The organism is Pseudoalteromonas xiamenensis, from assembly GCF_017638925.1.
Lineage (GTDB): Bacteria > Pseudomonadota > Gammaproteobacteria > Enterobacterales > Alteromonadaceae > Pseudoalteromonas > Pseudoalteromonas xiamenensis.
This window is the reverse complement of sequence record NZ_CP072133.1, coordinates 2,333,907-2,346,300: the sequence shown is the minus strand read 5'-3', so window position 1 is coordinate 2,346,300 and position 12,394 is coordinate 2,333,907. Positions and strand designations below refer to the sequence as shown.

The 12,394-nt window shown below is 44.2% G+C and carries 11 protein-coding genes and 2 pseudogenes; 3 read left to right on the top strand and 10 right to left on the bottom strand.

From position 1 onward, the window contains the following. Positions 1-110 precede the first annotated feature (110 nt). Together J5O05_RS11340 and J5O05_RS11335 are read left to right on the top strand one after the other, a co-directional pair. Positions 111-398: a hypothetical protein gene (locus tag J5O05_RS11340; RefSeq protein WP_377100136.1), complete on the top strand. Its 288-nt coding sequence runs from the start codon at positions 111-113 to the stop codon at positions 396-398. 11 nt (positions 399-409) lie between these two features. Beyond that, positions 410-598: a DUF2970 domain-containing protein gene (locus tag J5O05_RS11335; protein ID WP_208842142.1), complete on the top strand. Its 189-nt coding sequence runs from the start codon at positions 410-412 to the stop codon at positions 596-598. 94 nt (positions 599-692) lie between these two features. On the opposite strand, the gene J5O05_RS11330 is transcribed toward J5O05_RS11335, so the two are convergent. From J5O05_RS11330 to J5O05_RS11285, 10 genes and pseudogenes are all read right to left on the bottom strand, one after another. Continuing rightward, a complete protein-coding gene (locus J5O05_RS11330; protein ID WP_208842141.1) occupies positions 693-1,523 on the bottom strand; it encodes a Dam family site-specific DNA-(adenine-N6)-methyltransferase in 831 nt (276 codons plus the stop codon). A 51-nt stretch (positions 1,524-1,574) separates the two neighbouring features. After that, positions 1,575-2,201, bottom strand: a complete 627-nt coding sequence (locus J5O05_RS11325; protein ID WP_208842140.1) for an SPOR domain-containing protein — start codon at positions 2,199-2,201, stop codon at positions 1,575-1,577. Next, the gene (locus J5O05_RS11320; RefSeq protein WP_208842139.1) at positions 2,188-3,045 is read right to left on the bottom strand and encodes an ATP-binding protein; all 858 of its coding nucleotides are present in this window, start codon (positions 3,043-3,045) and stop codon (positions 2,188-2,190) included. Before J5O05_RS11320 ends, J5O05_RS11325 begins: the two co-directional genes overlap by 14 nt. Beyond that, positions 3,045-4,115 carry a 3-dehydroquinate synthase gene (aroB, locus tag J5O05_RS11315; protein ID WP_208842138.1) on the bottom strand — a complete coding sequence of 357 codons (1,071 nt, stop codon included), beginning with the start codon at positions 4,113-4,115 and terminating at the stop codon, positions 3,045-3,047. The genes J5O05_RS11320 and aroB overlap by 1 nt, the downstream gene beginning before the upstream one ends. Positions 4,116-4,144: 29 nt before the next feature. Continuing rightward, the gene (gene aroK / locus J5O05_RS11310) at positions 4,145-4,663 is read right to left on the bottom strand and encodes a shikimate kinase AroK (RefSeq protein ID WP_208842137.1); all 519 of its coding nucleotides are present in this window, start codon (positions 4,661-4,663) and stop codon (positions 4,145-4,147) included. Between the two features lie 167 nt (positions 4,664-4,830). After that, positions 4,831-6,934 (bottom strand): annotated as a pseudogene (locus J5O05_RS11305) (type IV pilus secretin PilQ). Then, the gene (locus tag J5O05_RS11300) at positions 6,912-7,460 is read right to left on the bottom strand and encodes a pilus assembly protein PilP (RefSeq protein WP_208842136.1); all 549 of its coding nucleotides are present in this window, start codon (positions 7,458-7,460) and stop codon (positions 6,912-6,914) included. The pseudogene J5O05_RS11305 and the gene J5O05_RS11300 overlap by 23 nt, the downstream one beginning before the upstream one ends. Further along, positions 7,457-8,065, bottom strand: coding sequence for a type IV pilus inner membrane component PilO (locus J5O05_RS11295; protein ID WP_208842135.1), 609 nt, complete (start codon positions 8,063-8,065; stop codon positions 7,457-7,459). The genes J5O05_RS11300 and J5O05_RS11295 overlap by 4 nt, the downstream gene beginning before the upstream one ends. Positions 8,066-8,091: 26 nt before the next feature. Further along, positions 8,092-8,670: a PilN domain-containing protein gene (locus tag J5O05_RS11290; RefSeq protein WP_208842134.1), complete on the bottom strand. Its 579-nt coding sequence runs from the start codon at positions 8,668-8,670 to the stop codon at positions 8,092-8,094. Next, complete coding sequence (locus tag J5O05_RS11285) at positions 8,658-9,737, bottom strand: pilus assembly protein PilM (RefSeq protein WP_208842133.1); 1,080 nt, start codon at positions 9,735-9,737, stop codon at positions 8,658-8,660. The genes J5O05_RS11290 and J5O05_RS11285 overlap by 13 nt, the downstream gene beginning before the upstream one ends. 132 nt (positions 9,738-9,869) lie before the next feature. Between J5O05_RS11285 and J5O05_RS11280 the strand changes: the two are divergent. Further along, a pseudogene (locus J5O05_RS11280) lies at positions 9,870-12,321 on the top strand (penicillin-binding protein 1A). The last annotated feature ends 73 nt before the right edge of the window (positions 12,322-12,394 follow it).

Below are 12,394 nucleotides of genomic sequence, written 5' to 3'. Positions count from 1 at the left end.
TGTTGTTGTACATCAATCTATTTGTTTCCAAAATAAGGTAGAGAAAAGTTTGTTTATTGACCAATTTTTGTGTACTATTTGGGAATTACCAAGTGAGTTGGAGTGGTATTATGATACGCCTTAAAACACGGACGCTTTTAGTTGCTACGTTTATCACAGCTTCAGTTGGCGTAGTGTCATTCGATGGTCAAGACGAGACCTTACTTGCAGACGCCAGTTGTGGATGTCAGCAAACAAGTAAAATGAATCAAGCGGTCTGCCAAAAGCAAGTTGGCAGTGAATGGATTAATTGGCTGACAGGCAACAGCGGCAGTGCACAATTCCATTACCTTGATCTTCTTGAACTACTGTTAGGTGGCGATAAGAGCACCAAAAACACTAGTATCCCTGGCTTGTAAGACGCTCAACCATGCGTTGGTTTAGTGTCTTACAAAGCGTGCTGGCCGCAATGTTTGGCGTACAAAGCGAAACCAAACGCCAAAGTGATTTCCATCAACCAAAACCTCTTCCATACATCATCATCGGCGTGATATTCGTTGTCTTGTTTATCCTCGCACTGCTCGCCTTAGTCAATGTAATTACTCCATCCACTGACTGAACGACCAAGATATTAATAGAATTTACGACTAGGATTACGCGTTCACTTAACGCAATACCTGTGATTTGGGTCTCGCGAGAATTCGACAGATTGACTAACGGCGGTATAACGCCATTAATTCATTTACGGCGTTACGACTGTTCCCTTTAGGACTTATCGTACGTTTGACTTGAATAACATCGAGATGGGCTTGTTCGTATATTTTACGAGTCCAAACCGTATCATGGTTCGAAATGAGTACCGGCGTCTTAGAAATGAATGCCGAGTTTTCGGCCAAGTTCGCCAAATTTGCCTGATCGTCTAAATTGAATCCCCCTTTCGCGTAAGCGGTAAAAGAGGCTGTTTTACTAAGCGGTACATAAGGCGGATCACAGTACACAACAGCATTGTTTGGCATGCTAGCAAACACTTTCTCGTAACTCTGACATGTAAACGTTGCCTGTTGTGCTTTGTTGGCGAATGCATACAGCTCTTTTTCAGGAAAGTAAGGCTTTTTGTATTTTCCAAATGGCACGTTGAACGACCCTTTGAGATTATACCGGCACAAACCATTGTAACCATGTCGGTTCATGTACAAGAATAAAATTGCACGCTCATAGACATCAACACTTTCGTTAAACTGCTGACGATAACTGTAGTACGCATCGGGGTGGTTATTGAGTTCGACAAACAGCTTTTTTGCATCACTCACAAACTCATCAGGCGATGTTTTTAACTCTTTGTAGAGGTTAATTAAATCTGCATTGATGTCGTTGAGTATGTAATGTTTGTAATTGGTATTTAAAAACACAGATCCCGCACCAACAAAAGGCTCAATCAACGTATCAGCGTCCGCATCGGCAAGTCTTAGGCGACGTGCAATGTCCTCAACTAACGTGTATTTTCCGCCGGCCCATTTTAAAAAGGCTCTCGTTTTTGTTTGCATGGATCTTAATTTCTTTTCTGAATTGCGCGATTCTACACTAAAGCAGCCCGTTTACCGAGATGAAGCGCGAATTTCTTCTTGGATTTGGCTGACTTTTTTATAGAACGGTTGGTTTTTTAACACATTCTCTGGTAATTGCTGGCGGGCAGATTTAGCCTCTGCTATGTTTGCATATTGCCCCACCGTTACGACATACCACCAAGTCCCCTTTCGTAATGCAGGATAGACTTTTGCGTCGAGGTTCGGGAACTCATCCCTAAATGCCTGAGCATCTTTGTCATCTGTTACAGCCATCACCTGAATTGTCCACGCACTCGACGCCAATGCGACGTACCAGGATGAATCATCAATTGAATGGTACCAGGATGAATCATCAATTGAATGAATGCTGGGCTTCGGTTCCTCGGAGATCGTTGCAGCCGTGTCTGGCGTGACAACTGTTAACTCCGTTTTTTTGTCGTCCGCTTTTGCTTCTAAGACGTCAGGTTGGTCAATTTGACTCTCTACCACTTGCTCAGCAATTTGTGGTAATTCAGTACCCTTATTCGCCTCTACCGGCTGAGCTTCTATCGGCTCCAGATCGGACAAAATGCTCTGTACATCATTTTTCAGCGTAGTATTTAGCGCCACTGCCGAATCAGCAGTATCGACTGAGTCACTAGATTTATCGAGTCTCAATCGAAGAATTTATATTAGACGTTGTCGCAGGGGCGTCTACTACCTCATTTGCCGATTGCTCATTCAACTGAGGGCGAGGCAACACCAATTCTGGCACGTCTGAGACTTGTTCATCAGGTAGCAATGTAACAAGTTCTTTCTTATACAATAATCCGACGGCAAGCACGGCCAACACAATGGTCAATACAAGAAAGTGCCAATGCCAGTTTGAAGGTTTTTTTTCGCGTAAGTTGGTTGATTGTTCCTCAGGTTTCCATGATAACAACAGCGTAGGATTGCCTCGGGATGATTCTATAAACGTCTGAAAAATTGGGTCTTCATCCATCGGGAGGTTTTTAAAGTACCACTGCATTAGTTGCTTACTTTCGTGCCACGTCAATGGTTCAAGATGAATGTCCAGTGCACCGACTATCATGTTCGCTTGCTGGGAACCAATTAAAATGTAAATTGTTTCGTTGCTAGTTTTGACCAGACGATTGAGCTGTTCAATCATTTCGTCCGAGAGGTGACGACCACCATCTAAAATCCAGAGGCACGGTCCGCATGGCGCATGTTGATGCAGTAATTGGAAGTTTTCATATAATGACAGATTATGGTCAACTAGAGGCGCTCTAAAACTATGCTCAAGTAACGCGTGCATTAACTCATTGTCGGTCAACGTTGCCGAAACCTGCACGAATGCTTTGTTGAATTCAGGATATTTATCCGTAATGAAGGACTCGAGTAAATAACTCTTACCCAATCCAGACTGGCCAACGACATTGATAATCTGTTGACCATATTCGAGTTGAAGCGCAATTCTATCGATAAGCGTCGCGCGACTTGGCAATAACTGCGACTGCATCAGCGTCCTATCAGTTGTACAACCATTTCGTCAGTAACATCGTCCACTAAGGCACATTGACCAATACCTGTTGGAACAATAAAACGGATTTTACCGCGTTGATTTTTCTTGTCTTTACGCATATGACGTAAGAAGTCGTCTGCGGTCATTGTTTCTGGTGCCGATGTCGGCAAATCAAACGACGCAATCAGTGCGACCGCCTTCTCGAGTTCGTCATTGGATATATCGCCACGCAGATGGGCAAGCTGTAACGCGAGCACCATCCCTGCACCAACCGCTTCTCCATGTAACCACACGCCATAACCTTGCTCGGCTTCAATGGCATGCCCGAATGTGTGGCCCAGATTTAATAATGCTCGCAATCCAGATTCTTTTTCATCTTGTCCAACAATGTCTGCTTTGATTTGACAACAGCGATGAATCACTTGGGTTAACGTCGCGGTATCCAAAGCTCGGAGAACGTCACGTTTTTCGCTTAGCTCGTTCAGAAACTCGGCATCATGGATAAAACCATACTTAATCACCTCTGCCATACCAGCTGCGAACTCACGTGAAGGCAACGTACTCAGGGTATTGGTATCAATGAACACGGCTTGAGGCTGATAAAATGCTCCAATCATGTTTTTGCCAAGCGGATGATTGACTGCCGTTTTTCCACCAACCGATGAATCCACTTGTGACAGCAACGTTGTGGGTAACTGAATAAAAGGGACTCCACGTTGGTAACAAGCTGCTACAAAACCCGTTAAATCACCTATTACGCCACCACCAAGTGCCAATAAACACGTATCTCGGCCACAATTGTGATCAAGTAAAAACGCGTTAATACGCTCGAACCAGTCCAGTGATTTATATTGTTCGCCATCAGGTATGATGAAATGCAAAGGAGACAAAGGTGCTAGCTTGTCGAGTAGACTCGCTAAATAAAGCGGAGCAACCGTTTCGTTGCTAATTATGACGGGACGACATTTACCGATGTACGATGTCAGTCGTCCTGCATCATCAAACAGTGATTGACCAATAAAGATGGGATAACTACGCTCGCCTAATTCAACAGTTAATTCAAGCATGGTTTTCCCTCCACTACTGGTACATCACATTAGAAATCAAGTTTCTCAATTATTTGGTTTGCAACCACTTTCGCACTTTGCTCATCAGTACGAACAACGAAGTCAGCAACTTCACGATACAACGGTTCACGTTCGTCTGCCAAGCGCTCTAACACTTCACGTGCAGGCTCTTCGGTTTGCAGTAACGGACGACGTTTATCACGTTGAGTACGAGCCACTTGCTTTTCGATTGGCGTTTCAAGGTAAACCACAATGCCGCGCGCAGATAACTTATTGCGCACGTCTTTGCTCAACACCGAGCCACCGCCAGTTGCTAATACAATACCTTGTAATTCTGTTAGATCAGAAATTACCGCCTCTTCGCGAACACGGAACCCTTCTTCACCTTCTAAGTCAAACACCCACGAAATATCAGCACCAGTACGGCGTTCAATCTCTTGGTCTGAATCATAGAATTCAAGATGTAAAGTGTCAGCGATGTGACGACCTATTGTGCTCTTACCAGCCCCCATTGGGCCAACTAGAAATATATTACGTTTCTCAGCCATATCTTTTTAGTACAAACGAACTCTAAAATTTGAATAAAACCCCGCCTAACGACCTGGCCCCAAAATTAAGGAGGGGATTATCTCAGCATTCCTACTGGGATTTCAACCCCCATTTGTTCAAAATGCATTAATCCCCCAAACTTAGGTTTTATCCCCGGTCCGAAAATTTACAGTCCTTCATGTAAGATTTTTGGAGTAACAAAGATGAGTAATTCTTTCTTTTCGTTAAACTCACTTGTGTTTCTGAACAACGCACCAACGTATGGTAGATCACCAAGCAAAGGTACTTTTTTCACAGCATTAACGATTTGCTGCTGGTAAATGCCACCCAGTACTACCGTTTGTCCATTTTCAACTAATACTTGGGTTTGAATCTTTTGCGTATTAATTGCAACCGCCGGTTCTCGTTGGCGTTTGCACCACATCACCACGAGTATCTTGCGTGATCAACAAATCGAGAATAATTTTGTTGTCCGGCGTGATTTGTGGTGTTACTTCCAAGCTTAGTACCGCTTTTTTGAAAGTCACGGTTGTTGCGCCACTCGACGCGGATTCCACATAAGGGATTTCAGTACCTTGTTCGATCCGCGCTTTCTTCTGATTGGCCGTAGTAATGCTCGGACTTGCGATAATTTCACCTTTGTTCTCTTGCTCAAGCGCAGAAAGCTCTAGATCAATAATCGTACCGTCTGCCAGCTTTGCCACGTGCATACCAATACTACCCGCAGGTGATGTTACAGGTAAATTCACATTCAGACGATCAGCAAGTGCTGGGATTGTACCATTAGAAAGCTCTTGTGCCCCCTTCAATGTGCCCGCGATTGCATCAGCTCCTTGTTGGTCACTAAACCCCCAACGGATCCCTAAATCTTCTTGCACGTTGTCACGTACAGTCACCATGCGTGATTCTATGACCACCTGCTTTACCGGCACATCGAGGGTTTCGACCATTCGACGGATACTTTCAATCGAGCGTGAAGTGTCTTTGATTAGCAACGTATTGGTACGTTTATCCACTGAGACGCTGCCACGAGAACTAACAATACTATTGATATCCGTTTTTAATAAGTCTGCAAATTCTTCCGCTTTCGCGTAATTCAATTGAATGTACTCGCTGTACAGCGGCTCGAGTTCTTCCACTTGCTTTTTCGTTTGCAAATCTTTGGCTTCACGTGCGGCTAATTCTTCTGACGGCGCAACCATCAAGATAGAACCTTCGGTACGTTTATCAAGGCCTTTTACTCGCAAAACAACGTCCAACGCTTGGTCCCATGGGACCCCGTCTAGACGCAGTGTAATATTGCCCATGACCGAATCACTGGTCACTAAATTGAAGTTGTTGGTATCCGCAATAATCTGCAATACCGACCGAATCGGAATGTCTTGGAAATTTAAGGTAATTGGCTGACCGCGATACGTTTTCTTTTCACCAAATTGGCTCGCGCCTTGGTCCTTTTCAACCGTTAACGTAAACACATTCTCGAGCTGTTGATAATTGAATTTGAACGCGGCATTCGGTTCGATGATAAGGCGCGTTTTGTTCGCTTCTCTGAACGTTTCAACTTTACTTACAACAGTCCCAAAATCAAGCACATCCAGTTGATAGAGCAAGTCGTCAGGAATACCTATATGGTGAAAATCCGCAATAATTTTACCACCACGCTCTTGCACATCTATCGCCGCTTGAGGTGACTCTAAAAACGCAAGAATTTGAGCTGCACCTTTTTCCGTGCGACGAAAATCAATCGATTGCACCATATTCATATACTGTGGTGCAGGCTCTTCGCCAATTGACGACGCGGTACCAACTTGCTCATCAACTGTGGTGATTGGGTTATCTGACACGCGAAGATAAACGAGATTGTTCTTCACCTCAGTTTTGTATAATTTCAGTTCTTTTAACGCAACCGTAACCTTAAAACCATCTTTTTGCATTTCACTGGACAGGGATTCGATCCCCGCTTTGTTGATTTCCAGCTTCTTAAGACTTTCTTCGTATTCAGCCCCTTGGAAGAATAACTCAATACGAGCAGGTTGATTGAGAACGGTCACTTTCGGTTCTTGACTTAATTGCTCATCAAAGACTAGCTGAAGTTCAGTTTCTTCCTCTAACACTGGGTTATATCGAATGTCATATAGCATGGGAACTGCTTGAGCGAAGGTCGAAATACCGACTAACATACTCAGCGAGGCAAACTTTGCTGTTTGTTTTAATGTTGTGAAAACGTCGCGCTTCATTTTCAACCCTTTATTGTTTTTCACTCTGGCCATTCTCCACTGCGTCTAACAGTTCCAGTTTTGTCAGTCGTTCTTTCCAGCACCCTGTACCATCAGGGATCAGTTCTCGCAATTCTAGATGATCTGCGTTAACCGCAACCACTTCGCCATGATATAGACCAATGTAGTTCCCTTTTCTTACTCGATACAAGGCATTATCTGAGGTGCGAATTAATCCCCAACGTACCCCGCCTTTTGCAATCGTCCCTTTCATCATTAAGTTATCCAATGGATACTTTTCGAGTGGGTCTCGCGAGCGGTCGGGGTCAGGTTGTAAACAGTTTTTCACTTGCAAAACATTGCTTTCGATAATTGCGGGTTCAGGCACAACAAACGGACTACGAAGTTGTCCCGCTCCGTAAGGAAAGTGTTCAAAATCAGGCATTTTCGGGATGGGTTCAACCTTTGGAACCGCACTCGCCTTTACCTGATCGATAAATTCTTTTTGTTCTGCTGTATTGTCGTTACAGCCAACCAGTAAAGTAATAAGCCCTAGCGCTACGCCATGGAACAGTCTCATTTCTTCTGCTCCTTCTGCTCATAACGATAGGTTTTCGCTATTACGGTAAAGACTAATTGGTTGTTCGCTGCATTCTCAATTTTAAAGTCATGCAAACTGACAATACGAGGTAACTGAGCGACTTTACTCACAAACTCACCGAATTCGTGGTAGTGACCAACCACTTCTAAGTTAATGGGTAATTCGGTATAAAATTCTTTTTTGATTTCCGGAAGCCAACCAATTTTTAAGAAAGTAAGGCCACTTGTTGTACCTACATAGGTCAAGTCATCGAGCAAACCAGGTGTTTCGTTCGAAGTAGGCAGTTTTCTCAACAATTGAGAAAATTCTTCTTCCATTTGAAGCATTTGCGTGCGGTAAAGATCTAAGTTAGTCGCCCGAGCATACTTAATGCGGTACGCACTTCTTAATTCCGTCTCTTTTTGCACAGCCTGTTCATAGCTGGAAACTTCACTTGAAACCAAGGTGCTGTAACCTAAAAACAGCGTCAGAACGACGACGAAAATACAACACAACACTTTGACTGGAAACGGCCAATCGCCCATGTTTTCCAGTTCAATCTCATTCCAGTTAATGTCTTTGAGCGACTTTAAATCAAATTCCACTACTCGCCTCCATCAAATCCTTCGCATTATTTTCTGACATATCTTTCTGCCTCATTAATGTCTTCATAGGCTTTGATATAGAACTGCATAGTAAAATCGCTCAGCAAGCGAGCTTGCTGTTCTCCGGCTACAATGCCTTGCAATGTTGGTTTTTCGAGTAAATAAGATGATTCGACATTCCGTAACATTGATGACAAGCGATTATTCGACTCGCTTCGTCCTACCACTTTTAGCATTTTGCCTTTTCGTTCTAGGCTCGTTAAATAAATTCCCGCAGGGACGATTCTCGCTATTTCATCAATGAGTTGCGTACCGAGATTTCGGTTACTCTGTAGCTCTTCGATTAATTTCATCCGCTGCTGCAAATTTTCTTTCTTTGTGTTCAGTTCATTGATTTCACGTATTTGCTTATCAAGTAGCGCGATTTCCGTATTCAAATACGCGTTTTTTATGTCTTGGCCGTCACGCATTGAGCTGTAAATCCCGCCCAACATGTACATTGAAAAAAAGGCGACGAAAACCAAACTACCAATCAACGCCAAAAAACGTTTTTGTGACGCCTGACGTTGTTGTTGACGCCAAGGCAACAGGTTTATATGTGGCATGTCGAAAAGCTCCTTAATGCAAGGCCTGTTGCTATCGCGAATTGCGTTCGATGCTTTTCAAGCAGCATACGATCGACTTTGGGCGATATTTCCATATCGGCAAAAGGGTCAGCCACTATAGTGTGGATCCCTAATTCGTCGACCAATAAGCGTTCCAACCCTTCAATTGCAGCCGTCCCACCGGTTAGGATGATGTAATCGACATGATCTTTACCACTTGTGGTCATGAACATCTGCACTGCTCGGCGAATTTGCTGAATCAGTGAGGTTTGAAACGGTGCGAGTACTTCAAACGTATAATTAGGGGGTAGATCTCGCGTCACTTTACCCAATTCTGCGTCGTCGTAAGTTTTGTTGTAATACGCGACGATGCTGTTCGTAAATTGTTCACCACCAAAGACTTGATCACGGGTATACAGCGTTTTACCCGATTGCAATACGCTCACTAATGTAATCACTGCACCAACATCAATCACTGCAACAATTTTATCGAACGCATCGGAAGGTAACTGCTGGTACATTACATCCAATGCTCTGCCCAATGCATAACTCTCAACATCAACTACTTTTGCCTTAAAGCCACCTTCTTCCAACGCGCCCACTCGAGCTTCAACACTTTCAGTACGTGCTGCGGATAATAAAACGTTCATTTTTGACGGATCAGCTTCATTGACCGATAGCTTTTCGAAATCTAAACTCACTTCGTCCAATGGATAGGGGATCAAACTGTCCGCTTCGATAGCAATTTGGGATTCTAATTCAGCGTCGGTTAAAGCTACGTCCATGAAAATCACTTTGGTGATAACAGTTTGACCAGAAACGGCAACCGCAGCGAGATTGGCAGATTTTGGCACGCGCTTCTTAAGTTTAGCGATAACTCGGCCAATTGCTTCAATATCTTGAATGGTGCGTTCGGCCATAGCCCCTTTTGGAATAGGTTCAATCGCCGCAGCTTCGAGACGGTAACCAGAACCCGTTTTAGCCAACAGAACGGCTTTTACACAATGGGAACCAATGTCGATCCCCACCATCATGGATTCATTCTTGTTAAATAGTTGACTAAACATACTTATCGCTCTGGTCCTTTGATTTATATCTGAACGAAGTATAATGGCAATTCGAACAAAACTTTTTCATTATTAACCGCGATATACTAGCAGCGTCTGCCAATAATTGGGAGACTTAGCAGGGATAATTCAGTGAAATTATTAAAGAGATTTTTACTTTTTTGTACGTTTGGGATTGGATTTGGACTACTTTCACTTGTCATCCTTTATTATTACGTGAAATCCGATATTCCCAGTGTCGCGGTACTCAAAGACGTGAAACTGCAAACCCCAATGCAAGTATTTACGCGCGATGGAAAATTAATCAACCAGTTTGGTGAAAAACGACGTATTCCAGTCCACATCGAAGATGTACCAAAACCCTTGATCCAAGCCATTTTGGCGACAGAAGACAATCGTTTTTATGAGCACGTTGGAATTGACCCAATCGGTCTTGCGCGAAGTGCTGTTGTTTTGATTACGACCGGCCAAAAAAAGCAAGGTGCAAGTACTATCACCATGCAGGTAGCGCGAAACTTCTTTTTAACAAGAGAAAAATCCTACATTCGAAAAATCAAAGAAATCTTCATCTCTTTGCATATTGAGCAATTATTAACGAAAGACGAAATCCTCGAACTCTATCTCAACAAAATTGAACTTGGGAATCGCGCTTTTGGTATCGGTGCTGCCGCGCAGGTTTACTATGGTAAATCCCTAAATGAACTAACTCTTGCTCAAATGGCAATGATTGCTGGTTTGCCAAAAGCACCTTCTGCGCTGAATCCTATTCGAAATCCAGAACGTGCGATGCAGCGCCGTACAGTGGTGCTCTCACGAATGCTAGCCGAAGGCTACATCACCAAATCTCAATACGACGAGGCTAAAGCAGCACCGATCACCGCGAAAAGACATGGTGCCGAAATTGAGCTCAATGCACCGTACATCGCTGAAATGGTGCGCTCTTACATGGTTGAACAATACGGTGAAGAAATCGCCTATAACAGCGGTTTCAAGGTTTACACCAGCGTGGAATCAACGATTCAGGCACATGCCCAAACCGCCTTAATGGAAAATTTACATGATTACGATGAACGACACGGCTATCGAGGCCCTATTAAACGCCTTTGGTTGCCTGAAATCGACCTTCCGTGGAATACGGACCTCATCGTTAAAGCACTTAAAGAACAAGAAGCCTTTGGTTTACTTCGCCCTGTTGCTGTCCAATCGGTAGAAGAAAAAAGCGCACAAGTCATCACGACCAAAGGTGAAACGCTCACCCTTGACTGGAGCGGCCTTGCTTGGGCAAGAGAATACATTAATGAGGATAAACAAGGTGATGCGCCGAAGTCAGCAAAAGAAATCTTAGCACCTGGTATGCTCGTATTCGTACGTAGTAAAGGTGACCAATGGCAGCTTGCACAATTGCCCGTTGCGACAAGCGCTCTGGTCTCTCTAGATCCGCAAGATGGCCGGATAAAAGCTTTAGTGGGTGGTTATAGCTTCGAACAAAGCCAATTTAACCGTGCAACTCAGGCAAAGCGTCAAGTTGGCTCAAACATTAAACCATTTATTTATTCTGCGGCTCTCGACAATGGCTACACACTTGCCAGTATCATGAACGACGCGCCGATTAATCACTGGGATAAAAGCCAAGGTGTGGCATGGCGCCCAAAAAACAGCCCTGATGTTTATGACGGGCCTATCCGAATTCGTCGTGCATTGGCGCAATCTAAAAACGTGGTGTCGGTTAGATTACTGCGTGGCGTCGGTTTACAAAAGACCGCTGACCATTTATTGAAGTTCGGCTTCCAAGAGCAAGACATTGTACGCGCCGAATCGCTTGCTTTGGGCAGTGCAGCAATGACTCCGCTGGAGCCTCGCTCGAGGTATAAGCAGTTTTGCTAATGGCGGGAAGCTAATAACGCCCTATTTTATTACCGAGATCCAAGATGCTTTTGGTACTACCGTGTTCACTCATGAACCTGTTCTAGCGTGTGATGAAGCCATGGCAGAATCCGCAGAGCATGCCTGCGCCCCTTCGGTTATTTCTGAACAAAATGCTTTTCTTGTTGCCGATGCAATGAAAAGCACCATTCAAGGTGGAGGAAGTTGGCGTCATAAAACAGGCTGGAGTGGCACCGGCTGGCGTGCACAAGCGTTGAAACGTAAAGACTTATCCGGTAAGACGGGAACCACAAATGACGCTGTCGACACCTGGTTTAGTGGTTTTAACCGCAATGTTTTAACGACGGTTTGGGTGGGCTTTGATGATGCAGGAAAACCGCTGGGTCGCACGGCATACAACGCGAATCTTGAGCAAAATCAGCTTGCCGGCTCCGAGTCTGGTGCCAAAACGGCACTACCAGCTTGGGTAGACTACATGCGGGTGGCGCTAGAAGATGAGCCTTACGCCCCCATTGAACCGCCTCCGGGCCTTGTATCCGTTCGAATTGATTTGAAAACAGGCTTACTAACAAATCGCAATGACCACACCAGCCGATTTGAGTACTTTTTGCCTGAAACCCAACCCACTAAATATGTGTTGGATGATGGTACAGACACCCCTTTTGAGGATGCACCCGTCTCAACGAATGAGTTATTTTAACTTAGTTTATCACTGCTTTTAGATATATAAAACGCACCTGTTGGTGCGTTCTTTATATTCAAGACAAGGTTTA

Bases quoted from the DNA above. Each gene is read 5' to 3' on its own strand.
- J5O05_RS11335 (WP_208842142.1), top strand. From the start codon at position 410: ATGCGTTGGTTTAGTGTCTTACAAAGCGTGCTGGCCGCAATGTTTGGC.
- J5O05_RS11320 (WP_208842139.1), bottom strand. From the start codon at position 3,045: ATGCAGTCGCAGTTATTGCCAAGTCGCGCGACGCTTATCGATAGAATT.
- J5O05_RS11340 (WP_377100136.1), top strand. From the start codon at position 111: ATGATACGCCTTAAAACACGGACGCTTTTAGTTGCTACGTTTATCACA.
- J5O05_RS11300 (WP_208842136.1), bottom strand. From the start codon at position 7,460: ATGAGACTGTTCCATGGCGTAGCGCTAGGGCTTATTACTTTACTGGTT.
- J5O05_RS11290 (WP_208842134.1), bottom strand. From the start codon at position 8,670: ATGCCACATATAAACCTGTTGCCTTGGCGTCAACAACAACGTCAGGCG.
- aroB (WP_208842138.1), bottom strand. From the start codon at position 4,115: ATGCTTGAATTAACTGTTGAATTAGGCGAGCGTAGTTATCCCATCTTT.
- J5O05_RS11285 (WP_208842133.1), bottom strand. From the start codon at position 9,737: ATGTTTAGTCAACTATTTAACAAGAATGAATCCATGATGGTGGGGATC.
- aroK (WP_208842137.1), bottom strand. From the start codon at position 4,663: ATGGCTGAGAAACGTAATATATTTCTAGTTGGCCCAATGGGGGCTGGT.
- J5O05_RS11330 (WP_208842141.1), bottom strand. From the start codon at position 1,523: ATGCAAACAAAAACGAGAGCCTTTTTAAAATGGGCCGGCGGAAAATAC.